Raw genomic sequence first — 24,332 nt, forward strand, 5'->3', positions numbered from 1 at the left:
CAGTTTTCTAACCGTGCGAAAAGCGTACTGCGTAACTATTACGATTCGCCTGGCGAATTACTTGACGCTGACGCCGTCGAAGCGCGCGTAGCCGAGCGGTTCGATGCGCATGTCGACCACCTTCTTGCTCACCGGTTGATACACCGTGGAGTGAGCGATCGGCGAGAACGGCAGTTGTTGCGCGAAGATCTGTTGCGCCTGCATGTAAGCCGAGGTGCGGCCAGCCTGATCCGACGTGACGCGGCCCTTCTGGATCAGATCGTCGAACGGCTTGTAGCACCACTTCGAGAAGTTGTTGCCGTTCACCGCTTCGCAGCCGAGCAACGTGCCGAGCCAGTTGTCCGGATCGCCGTTGTCGCCGGTCCAGCCGATCAGCATCGTGTCGTCTTCACCCGCGTGCGCGCGCTTGATGTACTCGCCCCACTCATACGTGACGATCTTCGCCTTCACGCCGATCTTGGCCCAGTCGGCCTGGATCATTTCCGCCATCAAGCGGGCGTTCGGGTTGTACGCGCGTTGCACCGGCATGGCCCACAGCGTGATGTCGAAGCCGTTCGGGAAGCCGGCCTTGGCGAGCAGCGCCTTGGCCTTGTCCGTATCGTAGGACGCGCTCTTCAGGTTCTTGTCGTACGACCATTGGGTCGGCGGCATCGGGTTCGTCGCGGCCTGGCCGGCGCCTTGATACACCGAGTCGATGATCGCCTTCTTGTTGATCGCCATGTCCAGCGCCTGACGCACTTCGAGCTTGTCGACCGGCTTGTGCGTGACGTTGTATGCGAGGTAGCCGAGGTTGAAGCCCGGCTGCGACGGCATGTCGAGGTTCGCTTCAGCCTTCAGCGGAGCGATGTCGGCCGGACGCGGATAGCTCATCACCTGGCATTCGTCGCGCTTGATCTTCTGCACGCGCACACCGGCGTCCGGTGTGATCGAGAAGATCAGCTTCGAGATCTTCACCGCGTTCGGCTTCCAGTAATCCGGATTGCCGTCGAAGCGGATCGTCGCGTCTTTCGTGTAGCTGCGGAAAATGAACGGACCCGTGCCGACCGGGAACTGGTTGATGTCGGCGGCTTTGCCGGCCTTCATCAACTGGTCGCCGTATTCGCTCGACAGGATCGACGCGTATTCCATTGCCAGATTCTGGATGAACGGTGCGTTGACTTCCTTCAGCGTGAACTTGACCGTGTACGGGTCGACCTTTTCGACGCCGGTGATCAGCTTGTCGAGGCCCATGTCCGTGAAGTACGGGAACTGGACCGGATAAGCCTTATGGAACGCCGAGTTCGGGTCGAGCATGCGCTGGAACGTGAACAGGACGTCGTCCGCGTTGAATTCGCGCGTCGGCTTGAAGAACGACGTGGTCTGGAATTTCACGCCGTGACGCAGATGGAATGTGTACGTCTTGCCGTCCGGGGACACTTCCCATTTTTCGGCGAGGCCCGGCTCGACCTTGGTGCCGCCGCGCTCGAATTCGACGAGGCGGTTGTAGACGGTGAACGTGTTAGCCGTGAAATCGGTGCCCGTGGTGTATTGGGCCGGATCGAAACCCGCGGGACTGCCTTCTGAGCAGTAAACCAGGGTTTTATTCGGAATCTCGGCGCGCGCGACACTGGCGCCCACCATCGATGCCGCTGCGGCGGCGACGAGCGTCGTAACACGCACGGCGCGCAACAGATTGTTTTGCTTCATGTTTCCTCCAGGATCGGGGCTGGCTATCGCCAGCGTAGCGCGATCTTACTTGAGCTTGGCTCGACGCAACAAGCGGAGGAAATTACCCGTGTTGACGATCGGAAACCTTTAGGGCATAAGGCGCGCCGCCCGTCGGCGCTGTGCGGTGGGCGAGTTGCAGAGGGTGGGATCAGCAAAAAAACGGCCCGGTCGTGCTATTTCAGGGCGACGGCAATAGATCGGAACTGCCGCAGCCAGTCGCGCTGGGGGCGACCGGCCCCGGTGGACGGGCGTCTCCGGCGGTTGGTGCGGCGCAAAAAAACCGCGCGGCTTGCAGCGCCGCGCGGTTTTTCGTCCCCATTCAGGTCAATCGAATCTTATGCGTTCAAGCGTTCGCAGATCGCTTTAGTCGCCGCAGCGCCATTCAGCGTGTAGAAATGCAAACCCGGTACTTTGGCGCCGAGCAGGCGCTCGCACAGGTCCGTCACCACATCGAGCCCGAACGCGCGAATCGACTCGCGGTCGTCGCCAAAGCTTTCCAGCCGGCGCGCGACCCAGCGCGGCACTTCCGCGCCGCACATCTCGGAGAAGCGCATGAGCTGCGAGTAGTTCGTGATCGGCATGATGCCCGGCACGATCGGCACATCCACGCCGAGTTTCTGCGCGTCGTCGACGAAACGGAAGTACGCGTCCGCATTGAAGAAATACTGCGTGATCACCGAATTGGCACCGGCCTTCACCTTGCGCACGAAATTGTCCATATCGTGACGCGGCGAGCGCGATTGCGGGTGGTATTCCGGATAGCCGGCCACCTCGATCCAGAACCAGTCGCCGAATTCGGCGCGGATAAAGCTCACCAGTTCCGACGCATAACGCAGCTCGCCGACTTCGCCCATGCCGGACGGCAAATCGCCACGCAGCGCGACGATATGGCGAATGCCATGCGCGCGGTACTCGTTGAGAATCGCGCGCAGGCTGTCTTTCGACGAGCCGATGCACGACACGTGCGGCGCCGCTTCGATGCCCTCTTTCGCGATATCGACGACGGTGTCGAGCGTGCCCTGCTGCGTCGAGCCGCCCGCACCGAACGTGACGGACACGAACTTGGGCTTGAGCGGCGCGAGCTGCGCACGCGTGGCGCGCAGCTTGTCGACGCCTTCCGCCGTTTTCGGCGGGAAGAATTCGAATGAAAGTTCGATGGGGTTCATGATTCAGTAGGTCAACCGAGACTGCGGTTGCCGAAAATAATCGCGGACAGGATCCACGAAACGATGCTGTACAGAATCGAGCCGATGAACGCCGACCAGAAACCCGACACTTCGAAGCCCTTCAGCAGCGACGCGCACAGCCAGAAGCACAGCGCATTGACCACCATAATGAAAAGCCCGAGCGTCAGAATCGTGACGGGCAACGTCAACAGGATCAGCACCGGCCGCAGGATCGTATTGATCAATCCGAGCACCACGGCGACGATCAGGGCGGTGCCGAAACTGCGGATATGGATCGACGGAACGAGGTAGGTAATGATCAGGAGCGCGAGCGCGTTGATCAGCCAGGTCAGCAGCACGGTCATGTAGAGCTCCTTTTATGCAGGATGTCCGGTAACGGGGAAACGCGCGGTGAACAAGCGCGCAACAGCGAGAAACAGCGCGAAAAAGGCGGCGATGGCGAACAAAGCGGCGCATGATGCGCCGCCCCGTCGTCAAACTGTCATGCCGTCAAACCGCCCGCGTGCTTAATAGCGGTAGTGGTTCGGCTTGAACGGGCCGTTCTTGTCGACGCCGATGTAGCCGGCCTGCTCGTCCGACAGCACGGTCAGGTTTGCGCCAATGCGCGCCAGATGCAGGCGTGCGACCTTCTCGTCCAGATGCTTCGGCAGCACGTACACCTTGTTCTCGTACTTGTTGCCCTGCGTGAACAGTTCGATCTGTGCGAGCGTCTGGTTCGTAAACGAGTTCGACATCACGAACGACGGGTGGCCCGTTGCGCAACCCAGGTTCACCAGGCGGCCTTCAGCCAGCAAAATCACGCGCTTGCCGTCCGGGAAAATGATGTGGTCGACTTGCGGCTTGATGTTGTCCCACTGGTACTGACGGGTCGACGCAATGTCGATTTCCGAATCGAAGTGACCGATGTTGCAGACAATCGCGTTGTGACGCATGGCCGCCATGTGATCGTGGCCGATCACGTGGAAGTTGCCGGTTGCCGTCACGAAGATGTCGGCCTTGTCAGCCGCGTATTCCATCGTCACGACGCGGTAACCTTCCATCGCCGCCTGCAGCGCGCAGATCGGATCGATTTCAGTCACCCACACGGTGGCGCCCAGACCGCGCAGCGATTGCGCGCAACCCTTGCCCACGTCGCCGTAACCGGCCACGACTGCGATCTTGCCCGCAATCATCACGTCGGTCGCGCGCTTGATGCCGTCGACCAGCGACTCACGGCAACCATACAGGTTGTCGAACTTCGACTTGGTGACCGAATCGTTGACGTTGAACGCCGGGAACGGCAGGCGGCCTTCCTTTTCCATCTGATACAGACGGTGCACGCCGGTGGTGGTTTCTTCCGTCACGCCCTTGATGTGCGCGAGGCGCGTGGAGTACCACGTCGGGTCCGCATCCAGATGCGAAGCGATCGACTTGTACAGCGCGATTTCTTCTTCGTTGGTCGGCTTCGAGATCACCGACCGGTCTTTCTCCGCCTTCGAACCGAGGATCAGCAGCAACGTGGCGTCGCCGCCGTCGTCGAGGATCATGTTGGCGAATTCGCCGTTCGGCCATTCGAAAATGCGGTGCGAGAACTCCCAGTATTCGTCGAGCGACTCGCCCTTGAACGCGAACACCGGCACGCCGGCCTTGGCGATCGCGGCGGCAGCGTGGTCTTGCGTCGAGAAGATGTTGCACGAGGCCCAACGCACGTCGGCGCCGAGCGCGGTCAGCGTCTCGATCAGCACGCCGGTCTGGATCGTCATGTGCAGCGAGCCGGCAACGCGCGCGCCCTTCAGCGGCTGCTGCGCCTTGTACTCTTCGCGCGTTTGCACGAGACCGGGCATTTCCGTCTCGGCGATGGTCAGTTCCTTGCGGCCCCAGTCGGCAAGCGACATGTCGGCAACAACGAAGTCTTGGGAAGCTTGGGAATCGATTACTGCGGCGTTCATCACGCCCTCCTTTCTAAGAAATTGACTAGAAATTTGACGTGAGCGCGGTTCGATGCGGCGGTGGCAAAAGCGCATGGCGCATTCGCCCCTCCGATTGAAGCCTTCGAGCCTGGCGGGCGGCCGGCGAATAGCATGATTCGCGGTACCCGTCGCAACGCTCCTCGAAGACGAACGGCGATTGTAGCAAATCGAGATGGCTTGGTGGCGAGCTTCGGTTTTTCGCACGGGCCAGTTTCGGCGAGCGGAAACCGGCGTGCGGCGCGGTGCTTTTTGTGCCTTCGGCGTGCGATTCAGGAGGCGTTGGCCGAGGTGGCTGATGGGGCCGGTATGGTTTGCGTCGCCTTCACGTTCGCGACGAAAGCCGCGCGTAATTGATCGACGCCTGCCCGCGCGCGATCGACGAAGCGCTTTGAAAAATGAAACGCATCGGCGACATCGGCGGGATCCGGCCGCTGCAAGCCCAGCGCGATGCGGAAATAGCGTTCGGCGTGAATGCCCGGGTGGTAATGCATGCGCACGCGTGGCCGGCCGTCGAGACGCCGGTTGCCGAACATCTCGCGCAGCGCCCACGAAAAAGCGCCGTCTTCCCCGCCAATGCGCTGAAACACCGGATCCATCGGAAAACCGCCGAGCGCCGCGAACGCCGCGCGCCGGATGATCAGGCTGCTCGGCACCGTATTGCTGAGCGTCGCCGAGTGCGCGGCGAAATCGGGATGCGTGGTGAGATCGGTGGGGAAACCGGCGTACTCCACGTCGAGGCGCACGGCCATGTCCGCCGGGTTCCGCGCGAGGAAATCGGCAGCCGCCGCGAGCGCGCCGGGCAGGTACTCGTCGTCGGCATCGAGAAAAGCGAGCAGATCGTGCGACGCGTGCAGCGCGCCCCAGTTGCGCGCCCGCGCGGCGCCGCCATTACAAGGCATGGACAGCAGGCTCACGCGCGGGTCGAACGATGCGCAATAAGTCACCATGTCGGCCGACGCATCCGACGAACCGTCGTCGACAACAATGATCTGCGCCGCTTCGGGCTGGTTCAGGCAGCTTTGCAGCGCGCGGGCCAGCGTCGGCGCGGCGTTGTAGCACGGAATGATGATCGAAATCGGTGTCATGGATCGAAACGGAGCCCAGCCGGCTGTCGAAAAAAGAGCCGCCGATGGTATCCCGCTTGCCGCAACGTTCATCCCGAAATCCCCGCGCGTCAACTCGGCGACCCGCGCCCGCTTTTGACGAGCGTCATACAACTTGCGTCGCCGCATAAATGGCATGACTTACAATCCTCAAGATCATTCCAATTTGGAATTCTGGAGCTTGAGATCGTGGAACTACGTGCGTTGCGGTATTTCGTCGAAGTGGTTCGTCAACAGAGCTTCACCGTCGCCGCGGAGCAGATGTTCGTCACGCAGCCCACCATCAGCAAGATGGTGAAGTCGCTGGAAGACGAAATCGGCTCGCCGTTATTGCTACGCGACGGGCGTCAGATGGTACTGACCGACGCCGGCCGGATCGTCTACCAGCGCGGTCAGGACGTGCTGGCGGCACACGCGCAATTGCAGGCCGAACTGAACGATCTCGACACGCTCGGCCGGGGCGAACTCACCATCGGCATACCGCCTATGGGCGGCTCGCTGTTCACGCCCGCCATCGCAGCGTTCCGCCAGCGCTACCCGAAAATCGAACTGAAGCTCTTCGAGCAGGGGTCGCGCGCGATCGAGGCGGCACTGATCAACGGTGAACTGGAATTAGGCGGCGTGCTGCAACCGGTCGATCCGGAAAACATCGAGGTGCTGCCGATCACGCGCCAGTTGCTGTGGCTCGTCGCGCGGACCGGCTCGCGTTGGGACGAACTGCACGAGGTGCCGCTCGCGCAACTGGCCAACGAACCGTTCGTGTTCTACGGTGAGAGTCTCGCGCTCAACGACGTGGTGCTGAGTGCTTGCCGCGCGGCTGGTTTTGCGCCGACTATCGTCGGGCGCAGCGGGCATTGGGATTTCATGGCGGCGCTGGTGCAGGCGGGCGTCGGCATTGCGTTGTTGCCGGCGCCTTATTGCCGGCGGCTCGATCCCACGCAATTCACCTGCCGCCCCGTCTCGGAGCCCGAGATTCCGTGGGAAATGGCGATCGGCTGGCGCCGCAACGGTTATCTGTCGCATGCGGCGCGCGCCTGGCTCGACGTCGCGCGCGAAGCGTTGCCGGGTCAGGCCGCCGACGACTTCATGCTGGGGCCGGGCATCGGCGTGAGCGGTATTACGGTGCCGGTGCCGACGGGCAAGTGACGCTCAACGGCCTGCGCTCTCCGATTCACGCCGCCGAAGCCGCCACCCCGCTCGCCCGCGTTGTTGTCGCGGTGTGCAATGTCTGCCCCGCCTGCGCTTCGCGCCGGCTAGCCGCGATCAACTCGGCCGCGCGCTCGCCTATCATCACCGTCGGCGCATTGGTGTTGCCGCCGATCAGCGTCGGCATCACCGACGCATCGACGATGCGCAACCCCGTCACGCCCCGCACCCGCAATTGCGGATCGACCACCGACCGCGCATCGCCGCCCATCCGGCAAGTCGCCACCGGGTGATAAATCGTGTCGGCATGCTCGGCGATGGTTTGCCGCAGCGCCTCGGCCGTCTGTCCAGGATGCGTGTACAACTCCGTGCCGCCATGTAACGCCAGCGAAGGGGCATCGAGAATGCGCCGCGCCATCTGCGCGCCTTCCATCAGCAGATCGAGATCGCGCGAATCGCTGAAGAAGCGCGGATCGATCACCGGCGCCGTGCGCGCATCGGCGCTCGCCAGCGTGACGCTGCCGCGACTATGCGGCCGCAGCACGCACACATGCAGCGAATAGCCGTGGCCCCAATGCATATGCCGGTTGTGATCGTCGACCAGCGCCGCGCAGAAATGCAGTTGCAGATCGGGGCGCGCCAGCGTCGGGCTGCTTTTCAGAAAACCACCGGCCTCGGCGACATTGCTCGACAGCATGCCGGTGCCATGGCGCATGAAAGTGGCGAACTGCGGCAGCATTCGCGCGATGCCGCGCAGCGAAAAACCCGTCGGTTCAATCGACGACACCCGCTTGTTGATCGTGAAATCGACGTGGTCGATCAGGTTCTGCCCGACCTCGGGCGCATCGTGCAGCACCGGAATGCCGAGCGACTGCAAATGCGCGGCCGGTCCGATGCCGGAACACATCAGCAGTTGCGGCGAATTGAACGCGCCGCCCGCCAGCACGACTTCGGCGCGCGCTTCGAGCGTTTCGCGGCGACCGCCCCGCACGATCTCGACGCCGCTCGCGCGCTTGCCGTCGAAATTCACCCGCATCACCGTCGCATCCGCGATCAGATGAAGATTAGGCCGCTCGCGATCGTAGATATAGGCGCGCGCCACGCTGCAACGGCGTCCGTCGCGTTGCGTCACCTGGTAGAAGCCGATTCCTTCCTGATCCGCGCCGTTGAAATCGCGATTCGGCTTGTAGCCGGCTTCGAGCGCGGCCTGCACGAAGCGCTTCGAAAACGGATTCTGATAACGCAGATCGGAGACGGTGAGCGGGCCGTCGTCACCGTGCCATGCATCCGCGCCGCGCTCGTTGCCCTCGGCGCGACGGAAATACGGCAGCACTTCCGCCCATGACCAACCGTCGCAGCCGAGTTGCGCCCATTCGTCGTAATCGAGCGGATGGCCGCGCGTGTAGATCATCGCGTTGATCGCGCTCGACCCGCCAAAGCCGCGTCCACGCGGCTGATAGCCTTGTCGCCCGTCGAGGCCGGGTTGCGGCGTGGTCAGGTAGCCGTAGTTGGTCTTGAGTTTGTTCGGCACGACGACCGCGACGCCGACCGGCATGTTGACGAACAGATTGCCGTCCGTATGCGGTCCGGCTTCGATCAGGGCGATTGTCGCGTCGGGGCAGCTGTCCGCAAGACGGCTTGCCAGCGTGCAACCGCCCGAGCCCGCACCGACGATGATGTAGTCGTATTGCATCCGCTCCTCCTGTCGACCCGCGCCGGGGCCGCATTGGGGCCGCGTTGCTCGCGGACCCTGTCTCGTGCACACTTGTCTACGTGTGTTTCAACGGCATTGTAGGGAGCGTTGGGAGGTGGCGGCAGCTTCGCGCCAGAGCGATTACTCTAAACGGAAGGCCCATCGCGCCCCTATGATGAAAGACGCGCGACGGTCCGCCGGACGGCCGCGACAGCACGCCACGACGCATTCAAACACGGCACGGCGAGCAACGTCCTCATAGCGTGCGGCACGACACGCGGCGCTCAAACAGCACCCCGCCGATCGGCACCGGCGAACCCGCGGTGAACGGAGACAGCAGATGGAACGGCATAGCTTCGGCCAGACTCACGAGGTGACGAATCAGGTCCCGCCGCTGGCGGACTACAACCTGTTCGCCAGCGACGCCGCGTTGTCCGCCGCCCTCGAACGCGACGGCGCGCAGTGGCATCGCGATGCGTTGCTACGGCACGGCGCCGCGCTCACCACGCCCGACACGCTCGCCCTCGCCGAACTGGCCAACCGCCACACCCCGGAACTGTCCACGCACGATTCGCGCGGCGAGCGTATCGACGCGCTGGAGTTTCACCCGTCGTGGCATACGCTGCTGTCGCTGCTGCGCCGTGAAGGTCTGCACGCGCTGCCGTTTTCCGATCCGCGGCGCGGCGCGATGGTCGCGCGCTGCGCCGGGTATTTTCTGCACGCACAGATCGAGTCCGGCTCGCTGTGTCCGCTGACCATGACGTTCGCGAGCATTCCGGTGCTGCAGCGCGAACCGGCGCTGTTCGACAGACTGCGCGACAAGCTCTACGCCCGCGACCATGATCCGCGCGACGTGCCGCTCTCGCATAAGGGTTCCGCGATGATCGGCATGGGCATGACCGAGAAGCAAGGCGGCTCGGACGTGCGCAGCAATCAGACGCGCGCCTATGCCACCGGCGGTAGCGGCCGCGGCGCGGCGTACCGGTTGATCGGCCACAAGTGGTTTTTTTCCGCGCCGCAATGCGACGCGCATCTCGTGCTCGCCCGCACCGACGAACACGAAGGTCTGTCGTGCTTCTATGTGCCGCGCTTCGCACCGGACGGCCGCAAGAACACCGTGCAGATCCAGCGCCTGAAAGACAAGCTCGGCAACCGGTCGAACGCGAGCAGCGAGGTCGAATTTCTCGACGCGTTCGGCATTCTGATCGGCGACGAAGGGCGCGGCGTGCCGACCATCATAGAAATGGCCAACTACACGCGCCTCGATTGCGTGATAGGCAGCGCGGCGTTGATGCGCGCGGCGCTGGTGCAGGCGATTCATCATGCGCGACACCGCAGCGCGTTCGGCCGTCAGTTGGCCGACCAGCCTTTGATGCGCAACGTGCTGGCCGATCTCGCGCTGGAGTCGGAGGCCGCCACGGTGCTGTTCATGCGGCTCGCGCGTGCGTTCGAATCGACGGCGGATGCGTCGTCCACGTCGTCGGTCGAGCGCGCGTGGCGGCGCATCGTCACGCCAGCGTCGAAATACTGGGTGTGTAAGCGCGCACTGGCATTCACTGGCGAGGCGATGGAAGTCTGGGGCGGCAACGGTTACGTCGAAACCGGTCCAATGGCGCGCTTCTATCGCGAAGCGCCCGTGAATTCGATCTGGGAAGGCTCCGGCAACGTAATGTGCCTCGACGTGCTGCGCGCCATGGAGCGCGAGCCCGACGCGGCGCAAGCGCTGTTTGCCGCGTGGCAGGCGGACGCGCACGCGCAGCCCGCCTTGCGCGCCGCGCTGGGCAAACTCGCCGCCGTGCTCAACGGGCCGGCCGGGCAGCGTGAAGCGTCGGCGCGGCGGATCGCCCAGCAGATCGTGCTGATCGCGCAGGCGGTCTTGCTGGTTCAGCATGCCCCGGCCGAAATCGCCGACGCGTTCATTGCCACCCGACTCGGCGACGGCAGCGGCGAAAGCGGCCGCGTGTACGGCACGTTGCCGGCGAGCGTCGACCACGCGGCGATCATCGAGCGGGCTTTTCCGGCCTGAGAACCGGCAAGGCGCATTCAGACACGCCTCACCGACAGCATCAAAAAACCAATAAAGCGCGATGCCAACGCGCACCGACATCATCAGGGAGTGGACACATATGAAGAACGATCTGCCGGAGGTCGCCGCGCTCGAAGCGCTACTGCGCGAGCAACGTCACGCTTATTTGCGCGCGCCGTATCCCTCATGGGAGAGCCGCGCCGCGCACCTCAAGGCGTTGCGCAAAGTCATGCTCGACAACCGCGACGCGCTCGCCGAAACGATGAACGCCGACTTCGGCAATCGGGCGAAGCAGGAAGTGCTGCTCGCCGAATTCCTGCTGGTGAAAGAGGAGATTGACGCCGCGCTGCGCCACGGCAAGCGCTGGATGAAGGCGCAACGCCGCAGCACCAACAAATGGCTGCTGCCCGCTCGCGCGAAGGTGGTGCCGCAACCGCTCGGCGTGGTCGGCATCATCGTGCCCTGGAATTATCCGGTGCTGCTCGCCGTCGGGCCGCTGATCAGCGCGCTGACCGCCGGCAACCGCGCCATCGTCAAGATGTCGGAATTGACGCCGCGCACCTCGGCGCTATTCGAACAGCTGATCGGCCAGACTTTCGCGCGCGATCACGTCGCGGTGGTGAATGGCGACGCCACGCTCGCCGCCGCGTTCAGCGCGCAGCCGTTCGATCATCTGCTGTTCACGGGTTCGACCAAGGTCGGGCACGAGGTGATGCGCGCCGCCGCCGAGCATCTAACGCCGGTCACGCTGGAACTCGGCGGCAAATCGCCGGCACTGATCGGCGCGCACGCGCGCTTCGACAACGCGGTGGACAACCTGATCGCCGGCAAGACGCTCAATGCGGGTCAAACCTGTATCGCGCCGGACTACGTGCTGGTGCCGCGCGGCAAGGAGCAGGCGTTCGTCGAACGGGCCCGTGCGCGAATGGCGAAGATGTACCCCGGTTTTGCCAGCAATCCGGATTACACGTCGATCATTTCGGCGCGCCACTTCGAACGTCTGGAACGTCTCGCGGACGAGGCCCAGGCCGCCGGCGCGCAACTGCACCCGCTCACCGACAGTTCACCCGATCCGGCGAGCCGTCGTTACCCGCTGATCGCCGTGACGAACGCGCCCGACGCGTGCGCGTTGATGCAGGAGGAGATTTTCGGGCCGCTGCTGCCGATCGTCCCGTACGACACGCTCGACGACGCGATCTCGTGGATCAACGCCCGGCCGCGTCCGCTCGCGCTGTATCTGTATGCGGACGACGCCGCCACGATCGAACGCGTGACGCATGAAACGATTGCCGGCGGCATGGCGATCAACGAGACGCTGATGCATTTGGCCTGCGAAAGCCTACCGTTCGGCGGCGTCGGCGCGAGTGGGATGGGCGCGTATCACGGTTACGAGGGCTTCGTGACGTTCTCGAAGATGAAGCCGGTGCTGACGCAGGCGCGTTTGAACGCGCGCGGATGGATCTCGCCGCCGTACGGCAAGCGGGTAAACGCGTTGCTCAAGCTGATGATGCGGTTTTGACGCAGGCGGATGACTGGGTGAGCAGGCGAGCGAGTGGCCACCATCCACCGGCCGCCTCGAATAAGCCACCCTCAACGCCCTGCCGTGCCGCCTTCTACCTCGGTAGCCACCACATCGGTGACATCGCTCGCGTCGTCGCCCCCGGCGCCTGGCGCGGATTCACTCTCCGCGCCGCTTTCCAACCGGTGCAGCCACGCGAGCATTTCCGCCACCGCCTGATAAAGCTGCGGTGGAATGCGCGAATCCAGATCCACCTGCATCAGCAGCGACACCATCTCCGGCGCTTCGTGAACATACAGGCCGGCTTCCTTGGCGCGCTGCACGATCATCTCGGCCAGCATGCCGTAGCCCTTCGCGATCACGCGCGGTGCGGGATCGCCGCCTTTGGCGTCGTAGACGAGCGCTGCCGCACTGCGGCGGTGTTTGCGGCTCATCACATCTCCCAGTCGAAATCGTCGAGCGCGGGGCTGTTCGACGCACGGCGGGCCGCCGCTTTATCCGCGGCCGCCGACGCCGACGCCGAGCGCGCATACGCCGACGCTGCCGCCTGCGCGGCCGCCGCGGCACCTGGCGGGTTGGCGCCGGTCGACGGCGCGCCGCCACCAATCTCGCGAATCGTCAAACCGTTCAATTCGATCCCCGCCGCCGCCAGCCGCTGACGGAAGCTCTCGCCCTGCATCGCCAGCCGCGCCGCGCCGACCGGGCTCGCCTGCACGCGCGCCACAAGGCGCGTACCGGTCAGCGTCAGTTCCGCGTCGACGGTGCCGAGCGTGGGCAGCGACAACGTCAGACGGGTGCGCCACGGCTGGTCGTCCTCGCTCGCCGCGCCGCCGCCGCTGCGGTCCCATTCGTCGCCGTCCTGTTCGATGGTCCAGTCGAACTTGGCGCCCGGCCACGCCTCGCCGGTCCAGCGGAATTGCCCGGTCGCGAGCATATCCAGTTGCTGGCGCACCAACGGCACGGTCGCGGGATGCACCGCCGCCGCCATCGATTGTGAGTTCTGCGACGCGCTGCCGTCGGCTGCCGGCGACGTCCCGCTATGCAGATTCGCATGCGCCGATTGGCCGTTCAGGTCCGACAACGAGCTGGCCAACACCTCGCCGGCCACGAAGCGCGCGGTTTGTGCATTCGGAATAGGTTGCTGCGCGCGGGCGGCATTCGCATCCTGCGCGCCGTTCGGCTGGCCATTGTTCGGCGCGGCGCCCATGCCCTGGCGGGTCGACGCCGTCGACGCGCTCGCCTCGCCGCCGTCGCTCGCCCAATCGAGCGGCAATTGCGCGGCGGCCACCAGCTTGTTTTGTGCCTCGTCGGCCAGGCTCGCGGGCGAACGCTGGCCCGCCAGCCATTGCGCGAGATGGGCTTCGTAGAAGAGTCCGCTGTCGCCGACCGTCTGCTGGAGCGCGGCCGCGAGCGCCGCGACAGGCACCTGCGCCGCCGCCACATTGGCGGTGGCCACGGTTCCAGCGGTATTCGGATTGGGATTGGCCGTGCCGGAAGCGGCCGGCGTATCGAACAGCGGCAAAGCGCCGACTTCCACATCGAGCGCCGGCGCGGCGGGCCAGATCGGCATCTGGCCGAGCACGGCGGGGGTGGCTTCGCCGCCGGAGCGCACGATCGCGCTCAGGGTCAACGCCACGGCGGACAGCGCGGTTTGCGCGGAAGGCTGCGGCGCGGGTGTCGCGACGGGCGCGGCGGTGGTCGGCGCGTCATCGACGCTCGCCGCACCGGTTTGCGACGCGGTCGCACTGCCGGGGGCGATATTGAGCAGGCTGTCGATCCGGTTCGCTAGCAGCGAAGCGACGGCCGTGTCGATTCCGTTCATGCCGATTCCTTGGTCACAGTGGCGGCAGCGCGCTCAAATACAGTCAATCAGGCGAAGCGGTGAAGAAACCAGCGCAGGCAGGCACACGGACGACAAGTCGGCACGCGGGCGAATTCAGCGCGCCCCGTACAGTTCCTTGAGCACGCGCGTCGGCCGGCCGGCGAACAACGCCGACAGATTGGCCATGCGCGGATTCGCCAGGTCGCGGATCGCGGCGTCGTCGGCGAGAATCTGCCGGATCAGCGCGTATTTGCGTAATCGCTCCGATTCGTCGAGCCTGACGCCGGTCTCGGCGTCCTTCAACGCGTCCACCAGATGGCGGTATTCCTCTTGCAGGTGGACCAGATCGTTCCACAGTGCCCGCCGCGCAGCCGTCAGCATGCGGCAGGAAATCGCTGCGATCGCCTCGTAGCGGGCGAAGTATTCTGCGTTCGATGTCATCTCATGCTTTCCGCGGCCGGCTGGGCCGCCATCCGCGCGATTTCCGGGGCGATCCCGATCCATGCCTCTTCGAGTGTCGCCAGCAGGCCGTCGACCTCGACCAGCATCGCCTCGCTCTGTTTTACGTTGGCTTCGAGCAGCCGGCGCGACATATAGCCATATAGCGCGTCCAACCGCTCTGCAATCTCGCCGCCCGCATCGACATTGAGCGACTGCTGCAGCCCGCTTTCGACGATCTGAATCGCCTTGCCGATCGCCTCTCCACGAGCCGGCACATTGCCCTGCTGCAAATGCATGCGCGCTTGCGCGATCGCCTGACGGGCGCCCTGATACAACATCACGATCAGACGATGCGGACTCGCGCCCATCACCCCTGTCTCGACGCCCACGCGTGCGTACGCATTGGCTCCAGAGTGTCCTGGGGAAAACATCGGCGCTCCTCCTCTCTTGCACAGCGGTTGGTCATGGCATCCCGTCCGGGCACGTTGTCGCACCCGGATTTCTGCCTGTATCTGGTTATCGGATACGCAGCGGGAAAGCTTTAGGCCGGTGTAAGGAGGATTAAGGCGCCAGATGGCGCGGCCCGCCAGGGCCACACGGCAAACGGTGGTTCGGGCGGGCGGGTAAGCCTTGCCGCCCGAACGCGCTTAAACCTGCATCTGCATGATGTCGTTGTAGGCGGACACCAGCTTGTTACGCACCTGCAAGCCGAACTGGAAGCCGATATTGGCCTTCTGTCCGTCGACCATCACGTCGTTCAGCGAGACGTTCGACGCGCCGAGTTCGAACGCTTTCGATTCGTTGGCGGCGGTCATCTGATCGCCGCTGATCTTGTCCAGCGACGCTTTCAGCGCGGACGCGAAGCCGCCCGCCGTAGCCGCACCGGACTGGTCGGCCACCGTGTTATTGCTGCCGGCCGCTTGCGCCGCCATCGACTGCATCTGTTGCAGCGCCGACGAAAGCGCGTTCACGGGCATAGTCATGTTCTCTCCAGGAATGACGACCGGCATGCCAGAACCGTACCGATCTGGGATGAAAGCATAGCAGCGGCGCATACGGGAAAGCCCCGAAACTAGGGGGGAAACCCCGCTCTATTCAAGCAATCGGGTTGAGCCGCGCTGCGGATAATTTCAATGGTGAAAGTCTCTGTCCGTACGCCCGCCGACCTCGGTGCGGTAAAGCGGCAGAACGCAAAGGCATCCCGGAGATACCCGACGCATGGATTCGTCAGCCAACTCTTTGATCAACCCCGACGCCCGCATGGGCCTCGCCGGCGCGCAGCCCGGCGCCGGTGTCCCCGGTGCAGGCCAGGCCGGCGGCGCGGACCTCGGTGGCCTGGGGGGCAACCTCGGCGGCAATTTTGGTCAGCGCCTGTCAGGCCTCGCGCAAATGCGCGGCAACCCGCGTGCCCCGCTGATTTTCGCGGTCGCGCTGCTGATCGCCGTGGTCGCGGGCCTGTTCCTGTGGTCGCGGGCGCCGGACTACAAGGTGCTCTACAGCAACCTGTCCGACCGCGACGGCGGGGCCATCATCACCGCGCTGCAGGCCGCCAACATTCCCTATAAGTTCTCCGACTCCGGTGGCGCGATTCTCGTGCCGTCGGAGCAGGTGCACGAAATGCGTCTGCGGCTCGCGTCGCAGGGCCTGCCCAAGAGCGGCTCGGTCGGCTTCGAACTGATGGACAACCAGAAGTTCGGCATCAGTCAGTTCGCCGAGCAGATCAACTACCAGCGCGCGCTGGAAGGCGAACTGGAACGCACGATCGAATCGATCTCGTCGGTGAAGTCGGCCCGCGTGCATCTGGCGATTCCGAAGCCGTCCGTGTTCGTGCGCGACAAGGAAGCACCGTCGGCTTCCGTGCTCGTCAATCTGTATCCGGGCCGCGCGCTCGACGAAGGCCAGGTGCTGGCGATCACCCATATGGTGTCGTCGGCGGTGCCGGACATGCCGGTCAAGGGCGTCACCATTCTCGACCAGGACGGCAACCTGCTGACGCAGCCGTCCGGCGGCAGCGGTCTGGACGCGTCGCAGCTCAAGTACCGCCAGCAGATCGAACGCAACACCCAGCAGCGCATCGACTCGATCCTGTCGCCGCTGTTCGGCGCCGGCAACGCGCATTCGCAGGTCAGCGCGGATATCGACTTCTCCCGAACCGAACAAACGTCGGAAAACTACGGCCCGAACGGCAACCCGCAGCAGGCGGCGATTCGCAGCCAGCAATCCAGCAGCGCCACCGAAATGTCCCAAGGCGGCGCCTCGGGCGTGCCGGGCGCGCTGTCGAACCAGCCGCCGCAACCGGCCTCGGCGCCGATCAACGCGCCGAACGGCGCGAGCGGCGTGACCACCACGCCGGTCAGCGACCGCAAGGACTCGACCACCAACTACGAACTCGACAAGACGGTGCGTCACCTCGAACAGCCGATGGGCGGCATCAAGCGTCTGTCGGTGGCGGTGGTGGTCAACTATCTGCGGGTGGTCGACGCCAAGGGCCACGTAACGATGCAGCCGGTCACCGCCGACAAGCTCGCGCAGGTCAATCAGCTGGTGAAAGACGCGATGGGCTTCGACGCCTCGCGCGGCGACTCGGTCAACGTGGTGAACAGCTCGTTCAGCACCGAAGTCGATCCGAATGCCGACCTGCCGTGGTGGCGCACGCCGGACATGATCGCGCTCGCCAAGCAGATCGCGACCTACCTCGGCATCGCCGCAGTGGCCCTGTTCCTGTACTTCGTGATGGTGAAGCCGGCCGTGCGCCGCGCCTTCCCGCCGCCGGAGCCGGTCGCGGTCGCGGCGCTGAACTCGCCTGACGAGCCGATCCTGCTGGACGGCATCCCCGCCGCCGAGCGCGCGGGCGGTGTGAGCTCCGTGGCTGAACTGGAAGGCGACGCCGAGATGATGGCGCTCGAAAACGCCAAGCACAAATATGAGCGGAACCTGGAATTCGCCCGCAGCATCGCGCGCCAGGATCCGAAGATCGTTGCAACCGTCGTGAAAAATTGGGTGACCGATGAGCGCTGAAGGCGTAATGAAGAGCGCGCTCCTGCTGATGTCGATTGGCGAGGAAGAAGCCGCGCAGGTATTCAAGTTCCTCGGGCCGCGTGAAGTCCAGAAGATCGGCGTGGCGATGGCGGCACTGAAGAGCGTGACCCGTGAGCAGGTCGACGAAGTCCTGCAGGAGTTCGTGCGCGAGGCGGAACAGCACACCGGCATGTCGCTGGATTCGAACGAGTACATCCGTTCGGTGCTGACCAAGGCGCTCGGCGACGACAAGGCCGGCGCGATCATCGACCGGATTCTGCAAGGCAGCGATACCAGCGGTATCGAAGGCCTGAAGTGGATGGACTCGGCGGCCGTCGCGGAACTGATCAAGAACGAGCACCCGCAGATCATCGCGACGATCCTCGTCCACCTGGACCGCGATCAGGCGTCGGAAATCGTCGCCTGCTTCACGGAACGGCTGCGCAACGACGTGCTGTTGCGGATCGCGACGCTCGACGGCATCCAGCCGGCCGCGCTGCGCGAACTCGACGACGTGCTGACCGGCCTGCTGTCCGGCAGCGACAACCTCAAGCGCAGCCCGATGGGCGGGATCCGCACGGCAGCCGAGATTCTCAACTTCATGTCGAGCAACCATGAAGAAGGCGTCATCGAGAACGTGCGCCAGTACGACGCGGAACTTGCGCAGAAGATCATTGATCAGATGTTTGTGTTCGAGAACCTGCTCGATCTGGAAGACCGCGCGATCCAGCTGCTGCTGAAGGAAGTCGAGTCCGAAGCGTTGATCATCTCGCTGAAGGGCGCGCCGCCCGCGCTGCGCCAGAAGTTCCTCTCGAACATGTCGCAGCGTGCTGCCGAACTGCTCGCCGAAGACCTCGATGCGCGCGGCCCGGTCCGCGTCTCCGAAGTCGAGACGCAGCAACGCCGCATCCTGCAGATCGTGCGCAACCTGGCGGAAAGCGGCCAGATCGTTCTAGGCGGCAAGGCGGAAGATGCATATGTCTGATCAGAACTCCTCGGCGAAGGAAAGCCTCTCGGCCTACCAGCGCTGGGAGATGGCCTCGTTCGATCCGGTGCCGCCGGCGCCGCCCGAACCCGAGGTCGACGACGGCGCGTTCGAAGCCGAACTCGAACGCCTGCGCGACGCCGCTCATGCACAGGGCATCGCTTCCGGTCATGTGGCCGGGCAGGCGCTCGGTTATCAGGCCGGTTACGACCAGGGTCATGCGCAGGGTTTCGAGCAAGGCCAGAGCGAAGCGCGCGAAGAAGCGGCGCGGCTCGCGGCACTGGCCGAGACCTTCAAGGTGGCGCTCGAAGGCGCTCAGGGGGCGATTTCCGAAACGCTGGTCGCGCTAGCGCTGGACATTGCGCAACAGGTGGTGCGCCAGCACGTGCAGCACGATCCGACCGCACTGATCGCCGCCGCGCGTGAGGTGCTGGCCGCCGAGCCCACGCTGATCGGCGCGCCGGCCTTGATCGTGAGTCCCGCCGATCTGCCGGTCGTCGAAGCCTATCTGATGGAAGAACTGCAAACGCGCGGCTGGACCGTGCGGACCGACCCGGCGGTGGAACGCGGCGGCTGCCGCGCGCAAGCCGCGACCGGCGAAGTGGATGCCGGCATCGACACGCGCTGGGAGCGCGTCGCCGCTGCGCTCGGCAAGGTGAGTACGTGGTGAAGCCGACGCTCGAGGATATCCGCGCCAGCGACCTGACGCCGCTTGAGCGCGAACTCGCGCTCGCGTCGTTCGGCGCCGAGGCGCTGAAGGATGGGCCGGTAACGGGCGCCGCTGATGGCGCCTCGGCCGGTTCGGCGCAGCGCGATCCGGCGCTTGCGCATCCGGCGACCGGCGCGGCGGCCAGCCGCGAATCGGCGGCGGCTGCGAAGCTAGCCGCCCATGCCGCGTCCGGATCGGCCTCGGCCGCTGCCGCCGCTCAAGCTCACGCCCCTTACGACCCCGCGCTCGACAGCAACCCGCACATGCAGGCCTGGCGCGGCCGGCTCGACGCACTGCGCGCGCGCAGCGCGATCGCCAAGCCGATGCGTGCCTGCGGAAAGTTGACGCGTGCCGCAGGACTCGTACTGGAAGCCGTGGGTCTGCGCCTGTCGGTGGGCGCCGAAGTGATGATCGAGCTGCCGCCCGGCAGTTCGCTGCCAATGGCAGAAGCCGAAGTGGTGGGTTTTTCCGGCGACAAACTGTTTCTGATGCCGACCACCGAAGTGATCGGCCTGCTCCCCGGCGCACGCGTCTATCCGCTCGAAAGCGCGCCGATCGCCGATCCGATGGCGGGCGCGAAACGCCTGCCGGTCGGCTGGGAGTTGCTCGGCCGCGTGCTGGACGCGTCCGGCCGTCCGCTCGACGGACTCGGCCCGCTTGGCGCGCACGCCGACGCGCCGCTTTCCGCGCCCGTCATCAACCCGCTGCACCGCGAGCCGATTCACAAGGTGCTCGACGTCGGCGTGCGCGCGATCAACTCGCTGCTGACCGTCGGCCGTGGCCAGCGCATGGGGTTGTTCGCCGGCTCGGGCGTCGGTAAATCGGTGCTGCTCGGCACGATGGCGCGCTACACCAGCGCCGAGGTGATCGTGATCGGCCTGATCGGCGAACGCGGCCGCGAAGTGAAGGAATTTATCGAACAGATTCTCGGCGAGGAAGGTCTGGCGCGCTCGGTGGTGATCGCCGCCCCGGCCGACGTCTCGCCGCTGCTGCGAATGCAGGCCGCCTCGTATTCGACGTCGCTGGCCGAATATTTCCGCGATCAGGGCAAGCACGTGCTGCTGCTGATGGACTCGCTGACCCGCTACGCGATGGCGCAGCGCGAGATCGCTTTGGCCGTGGGCGAACCGCCTGCCACCAAGGGCTATCCGCCTTCGGTGTTCGCCAAGCTGCCAGCGCTTGTCGAACGGACCGGCAACGGCCCGGCGGGCGGCGGATCGATTACCGCGTTCTATACCGTGCTGACCGAAGGCGACGACCAACAGGATCCGATCGCCGACTCCGCGCGAGCGATTCTGGACGGCCACATCGTGCTGTCGCGCTCGCTCGCCGAGGCCGGCCATTATCCGGCGATCGACATTGAAGCGTCGATTAGCCGGGCAATGACCGCGCTGATCGACGATAACCATCTGGAAAAGACGCGTATGTTCAAGCAGATGCTGTCGCGCTATCAGCGCAACCGCGATCTGATTAACGTCGGCGCCTATTCGAGTGGGCGCGACGCGCTGCTCGACCGGGCGATTGCGCTGTATCCGCGGATGGAAGCCTTTTTGCAGCAAGGTTTCCGCGAGTGCGCGAACTTTGAACCGAGTCTCGAGATGCTGGACGCGCTGTTTGCCCAAGGAGGCTGACGATGGCGAAACACTTTCCGATCAAGACCCTTATCGGCCTGGCTCAGGACGATGTCGACGCCGCCGCGCAACGTCTGGGCCGCGCGCAGCGCGAGCGCAACGACGTGCAGGCGCAACTCGACGCACTCGTGCAGTACCGCGACGAATATCACGCGCGTTTCACGGCGACGGCCCAGACTGGCATGCCGGCCGGCAACATGCGTAACTTCCAGGCCTTTATCGACACGCTCGACGCCGCCATCGACCAGCAGCGCAATCTACTGGTGACGGCCAACGCGCGGGTCGAGACCGCCAAGCCCGACTGGCAGCGTCAGAAGCAGAAGCTCGGCTCGTACGAAGTGCTGCAGGCACGCGGCGAAGCGGCTGAAGCGAAGACCATGGCGCGGCGCGACCAGCGCGACGCCGACGAACATGCCGCCCGAATTCTGAGGATGCGTGCCGAAGGCGTATGACGCGTCCCGGCACGCTAACCACCTCGACTGACCGAACACCCCGTTTGACGGATTGACAGGATTCCCTATGTCGCCACTTTCACAGATCGGCTCACTGCTCGGCACCGCCAGCAGCTCGTCCACGAATGCGGCAATCGCCGCCGCGGCGAATGTTCAGCCGTTCTCGCAAACGCTGCAGCAGAGCATCGACCAGCAGAGCAGCGCGGCTGCGCAGAGCGCCAAACAGCAGGCCGCGGCGCAACAGGCTGCCCAGCAAGCGGCGCAGCAGCAACAGGCCGCTCAGCAGCAGGCTGCGCAACAGCAAGCCGCGCTGGCCGCGAGACAGCAACAGGCCGTTCCGACGCCGGCTTCCCCGCCGCCGACTCCGCCCGCGTCGACGTCGACGTCGAGCGTGCATGACGCTCCGCCGCCGCCCGATCCGTCCACGAAGAGCGCGAGCGACGCCAGCAGCGGCAGCGGCAGCAATTCGACGGGGACGACGTCGTCGGCTTCGTCGTCGGGCAATGCGCAGCAGGCATCGACGGGCAACACGACAGGCACGCCGGCCAAGTCCGGCAATGCGGCGAACCAGGCCAATTCGAGCACGGCGGCCGCAGCGGCGGCGGCTCAAGCGCAAGCGCAAGCTCAGGCCAACGCGAACGCCGCGGCCACGCCGACCGTTCCGGATCCCACGACGGCCACGACCGATCTGCCGGACACGCTGGCGGGCACACTCCCTGACGGCACGACAACCGGCACGCCGGGCAAGAAAGCGGGCGCAACGGATTCGAAGGCGACGCAGGACGCGTTGCAGGCGGCTTTGGCCGCCCTCGCGAGCGGCCAGGGCGTGGTCCCGCAACAGGCATTGGCCAGCGGCGCGGCGGCTGGTGCGGCGGCGATGGCGGGCGGCACGGCTGGCGCGAACGGCGAGGTGAATGGCACGACGGACGGCAAGTCGCTGGCCACGGGGCTGTTTGGCGACGGCAAGGGATCGAGCGCCTCGAAAGCGGCGCTGACGGCGGCGACAACCGCGGACCCTGCCGCCACGACCAAGGCGGCGGCCGATACGTTGGGCGCGACCGCTGCGGGTGCTGGCGCTCAGACTGACGATTTGAGTTCGTTCAAGAGTGCGGCCGACGCCGCGACGGCGGCGCTGACTGCGACGCAGGCGGCAGGTGCGGCGAGCGCGACGACGGCGTTGCAGAGCACGGCGAACGCGGGTGCGGCGCAGGTCGCGAATGCGTTGGCGCCGCAGGTCGGCACGACGGATTGGGAAGATGCGTTGAGTCAGAAGGTGGTGTTTCTGTCGAATGCGCACACGCAGAGTGCTGAACTGACGTTGAATCCGAAGGACCTGGGTCCGTTACAGGTGGTTTTGCAGGTTGCTGACAATCACGCGCATGCGCTGTTTGTTTCGCAGCATCAGTCGGTGCGGGAGGCGGTTGAGGCTGCTTTGCCGAAGTTGCGGGAGGCGATGGAGCAGAATGGGATTGGGCTCGGCAGCGCTAGCGTGAGTGATGGGTTTGCCCGGCAGCAGAGCGGGCAGCAGTCGGGGCCGTCCGGCGGTGGGGGGGGTGGGCGCAGTGGCGCTTCTTTTGCCTCCGGCAGCGCCGATGATTCCGCTTCTAGTGTCGTTTCTGTTCCCGTTAAACGGACTGTTGGGCTTGTTGATACGTTTGCCTAGGTGGCTGCTTTTTTGGCCTTTCCTTGGTTTCTTAGTGGTCTATTAGCGTTCCCCCTGTGCGGGGGGCACCTACTTTTCTTTGCCTGCCGCAAAGAAAAGTAGGCAAAAGAAAGCGGCTCACACCGCTAACTCTTAAGCGGGTCCCCCGCGCAGTCACGGTAGTGGCTCATCTGGAATCCGTCTTCTCGCGCACTCCGCGCCAGTGACACAGCAATCATTCTTCCCGTCTCGCGCTTCGCGCTCACCGGAACGGTTCGGCCGGTAGCGTTGGTGTCTCCGCGGGGCCATCGGCTTCGCCTCGGCGGGGCGCCGTAAATACCGACGGCCAAACCCGGCCGCCGGTTTGGAAAGTGTCCCGGGGGCGCGCGTAGCGCTGCCGGAAGAATGACTGCTGTGTCACTGGCTTTGAATGTGCGGGGGCACGGATTCCAGATGCACCACTGCCGGTGGTGAGTCACGGGGGCCGCTTAATGGTTAGCGGTGTGAGCCGCTTTCTTTTGCCTACTTTTCTTTGCGGCAGGCAAAGAAAAGTAGGTGCCCCCCGCACAGGGGGAACGCTAATAGACCACCAAGAATGCAAGGAAAGGCCAAACCCAAAGCCAAACAACCCAAAGGCCCCCGCCAAGGCGCTCAACTCTAAAAACCAGAGATAGCCCTCAATAACCCTTCTTTTCGACCCATCGCGCACCGCCCAAATCAACAACAATCACCATCACCAGCACTAAAGGCAAGCAAAGCAAACCTCATGGCAACCACAACCGCAAACCAGCAAGCCGTGCCCGCTTCCCCGGGCCCCTTGAAGCGCATCATCCTGATCGTCCTCATCGCGATCATCGCCGCTGGCGCCGCCGGCGCGGGTGTGTGGTTCTTCATGTCCAAACGCGCGCCCGTCGCCGCCTCGCGAGAAGCCGCCGCGCCGACGCCGCCCGCCGTGCCGCTGTTCTTCCCGCTCGAATCGATGACCGTCAACCTGCAATCGGACGACGGCCAGCAGCACTTCCTGCGCATCGGCCTGACGCTCAAGCTCGGCGACGCCCGCACGCAACAGGAACTCACCGACCATATGCCGGAAGTGCGCAGCCACATCCTGCTCGCCCTGTCGAATAAACACCCGGACGATCTGGCACCGCTCGACGGCAAGCGCGCACTCGCCACCGAACTCAAGACGCTGATCGAACAGCCGACCGACAAGGGCGCCGCGCCGATCCACGTCGACGACGTGCTGTTCACCGAATTCGTCGTGCAGTGACGTTGCATAGCGCTGCCACCATCAACCGCCAC

General features: G+C 64.8%; 21 protein-coding genes and 1 riboswitch. Of the genes, 10 read left to right on the plus strand and 11 right to left on the minus strand.

The genetic code is table 11. From position 1 onward, the window contains the following. Positions 1-57: 57 nt before the first annotated feature. From B0G83_RS24905 to B0G83_RS24925, 5 genes are all read right to left on the minus strand, one after another. Positions 58-1,686 (minus strand): ABC transporter substrate-binding protein, encoded by a 1,629-nt coding sequence (locus tag B0G83_RS24905; RefSeq protein WP_105510065.1) that lies wholly within the window; start codon positions 1,684-1,686, stop codon positions 58-60. Between the two features lie 356 nt (positions 1,687-2,042). After that, positions 2,043-2,873: a methylenetetrahydrofolate reductase [NAD(P)H] gene (gene metF, locus B0G83_RS24910; RefSeq protein ID WP_105510066.1), complete on the minus strand. Its 831-nt coding sequence runs from the start codon at positions 2,871-2,873 to the stop codon at positions 2,043-2,045. Between the two features lie 11 nt (positions 2,874-2,884). Next, positions 2,885-3,238 carry a phage holin family protein gene (locus B0G83_RS24915; protein ID WP_105510067.1) on the minus strand — a complete coding sequence of 118 codons (354 nt, stop codon included), beginning with the start codon at positions 3,236-3,238 and terminating at the stop codon, positions 2,885-2,887. 162 nt (positions 3,239-3,400) lie between these two features. Next, the gene (gene ahcY, locus B0G83_RS24920) at positions 3,401-4,822 is read right to left on the minus strand and encodes an adenosylhomocysteinase (RefSeq protein WP_105510068.1); all 1,422 of its coding nucleotides are present in this window, start codon (positions 4,820-4,822) and stop codon (positions 3,401-3,403) included. A 33-nt stretch (positions 4,823-4,855) separates the two neighbouring features. Beyond that, positions 4,856-4,991: riboswitch (S-adenosyl-L-homocysteine riboswitch) on the minus strand. Positions 4,992-5,112: 121 nt separating this feature from the next. Further along, the gene (locus tag B0G83_RS24925) at positions 5,113-5,928 is read right to left on the minus strand and encodes a glycosyltransferase family 2 protein (protein WP_105510069.1); all 816 of its coding nucleotides are present in this window, start codon (positions 5,926-5,928) and stop codon (positions 5,113-5,115) included. Between the two features lie 207 nt (positions 5,929-6,135). Between B0G83_RS24925 and B0G83_RS24930 the strand changes: the two genes are divergently transcribed. Next, complete coding sequence (locus B0G83_RS24930) at positions 6,136-7,092, plus strand: LysR family transcriptional regulator (RefSeq protein WP_105510070.1); 957 nt, start codon at positions 6,136-6,138, stop codon at positions 7,090-7,092. A gap of 25 nt (positions 7,093-7,117) precedes the next feature. On the opposite strand, the gene B0G83_RS24935 is transcribed toward B0G83_RS24930, so the two are convergent. Further along, a complete protein-coding gene (locus B0G83_RS24935) occupies positions 7,118-8,785 on the minus strand; it encodes a GMC family oxidoreductase (RefSeq protein WP_105510071.1) in 1,668 nt (555 codons plus the stop codon). Positions 8,786-9,125: 340 nt separating this feature from the next. On the opposite strand from B0G83_RS24935, the gene B0G83_RS24940 reads away from it, so the two are divergent. Together B0G83_RS24940 and B0G83_RS24945 are read left to right on the plus strand one after the other, a co-directional pair. After that, positions 9,126-10,811, plus strand: a complete 1,686-nt coding sequence (locus B0G83_RS24940) for an isovaleryl-CoA dehydrogenase (protein ID WP_105510072.1) — start codon at positions 9,126-9,128, stop codon at positions 10,809-10,811. Between the two features lie 100 nt (positions 10,812-10,911). Further along, positions 10,912-12,330 carry a coniferyl aldehyde dehydrogenase gene (locus B0G83_RS24945; protein WP_105510073.1) on the plus strand — a complete coding sequence of 473 codons (1,419 nt, stop codon included), beginning with the start codon at positions 10,912-10,914 and terminating at the stop codon, positions 12,328-12,330. A gap of 71 nt (positions 12,331-12,401) precedes the next feature. Here the strand turns inward: B0G83_RS24945 and B0G83_RS24950 are convergent, their stop codons facing one another. From B0G83_RS24950 to fliE, 5 genes are all read right to left on the minus strand, one after another. Beyond that, positions 12,402-12,764 (minus strand): EscU/YscU/HrcU family type III secretion system export apparatus switch protein, encoded by a 363-nt coding sequence (locus B0G83_RS24950; RefSeq protein ID WP_105510074.1) that lies wholly within the window; start codon positions 12,762-12,764, stop codon positions 12,402-12,404. Further along, positions 12,764-14,152 (minus strand): flagellar hook-length control protein FliK, encoded by a 1,389-nt coding sequence (locus tag B0G83_RS24955; RefSeq protein ID WP_105510075.1) that lies wholly within the window; start codon positions 14,150-14,152, stop codon positions 12,764-12,766. The genes B0G83_RS24950 and B0G83_RS24955 overlap by 1 nt, the downstream gene beginning before the upstream one ends. Before the next feature lie 114 nt (positions 14,153-14,266). After that, complete coding sequence (locus tag B0G83_RS24960) at positions 14,267-14,593, minus strand: flagellar protein FliT (RefSeq protein WP_035554537.1); 327 nt, start codon at positions 14,591-14,593, stop codon at positions 14,267-14,269. Further along, on the minus strand, positions 14,590-15,024 hold the full coding sequence (gene fliS, locus B0G83_RS24965; RefSeq protein ID WP_105510076.1) for a flagellar export chaperone FliS: 435 nt from the start codon (positions 15,022-15,024) through the stop codon (positions 14,590-14,592). The genes B0G83_RS24960 and fliS overlap by 4 nt, the downstream gene beginning before the upstream one ends. 216 nt (positions 15,025-15,240) lie before the next feature. Continuing rightward, a complete protein-coding gene (fliE, locus tag B0G83_RS24970) occupies positions 15,241-15,576 on the minus strand; it encodes a flagellar hook-basal body complex protein FliE (protein WP_105510077.1) in 336 nt (111 codons plus the stop codon). A gap of 235 nt (positions 15,577-15,811) precedes the next feature. On the opposite strand from fliE, the gene fliF reads away from it, so the two are divergent. The 7 genes from fliF to fliL all read left to right on the plus strand — a co-directional run bounded on the left by fliF (position 15,812) and on the right by fliL (position 24,300). Beyond that, positions 15,812-17,611: a flagellar basal-body MS-ring/collar protein FliF gene (fliF, locus tag B0G83_RS24975; protein ID WP_105510078.1), complete on the plus strand. Its 1,800-nt coding sequence runs from the start codon at positions 15,812-15,814 to the stop codon at positions 17,609-17,611. Beyond that, positions 17,601-18,596 carry a flagellar motor switch protein FliG gene (gene fliG / locus B0G83_RS24980; RefSeq protein WP_035554529.1) on the plus strand — a complete coding sequence of 332 codons (996 nt, stop codon included), beginning with the start codon at positions 17,601-17,603 and terminating at the stop codon, positions 18,594-18,596. Before fliF ends, fliG begins: the two co-directional genes overlap by 11 nt. Then, the gene (gene fliH, locus B0G83_RS24985) at positions 18,583-19,266 is read left to right on the plus strand and encodes a flagellar assembly protein FliH (protein ID WP_181157064.1); all 684 of its coding nucleotides are present in this window, start codon (positions 18,583-18,585) and stop codon (positions 19,264-19,266) included. Before fliG ends, fliH begins: the two co-directional genes overlap by 14 nt. Beyond that, entirely contained in the window at positions 19,260-20,936 is a 1,677-nt protein-coding gene (fliI, locus tag B0G83_RS24990) for a flagellar protein export ATPase FliI (RefSeq protein ID WP_105510080.1), read from the plus strand. The genes fliH and fliI overlap by 7 nt, the downstream gene beginning before the upstream one ends. Positions 20,937-20,938: 2 nt before the next feature. After that, a complete protein-coding gene (gene fliJ / locus B0G83_RS24995) occupies positions 20,939-21,388 on the plus strand; it encodes a flagellar export protein FliJ (protein WP_105510081.1) in 450 nt (149 codons plus the stop codon). 67 nt (positions 21,389-21,455) lie between these two features. Next, positions 21,456-23,051: a flagellar hook-length control protein FliK gene (locus B0G83_RS25000; protein ID WP_105510082.1), complete on the plus strand. Its 1,596-nt coding sequence runs from the start codon at positions 21,456-21,458 to the stop codon at positions 23,049-23,051. A gap of 745 nt (positions 23,052-23,796) precedes the next feature. Further along, positions 23,797-24,300: a flagellar basal body-associated protein FliL gene (gene fliL, locus B0G83_RS25005; RefSeq protein WP_105510083.1), complete on the plus strand. Its 504-nt coding sequence runs from the start codon at positions 23,797-23,799 to the stop codon at positions 24,298-24,300. Positions 24,301-24,332: the final 32 nt, after the last annotated feature.

Origin of the sequence: Paraburkholderia sp. BL21I4N1 (assembly GCF_002973525.1) — a bacterium.
Lineage (GTDB): Bacteria > Pseudomonadota > Gammaproteobacteria > Burkholderiales > Burkholderiaceae > Paraburkholderia.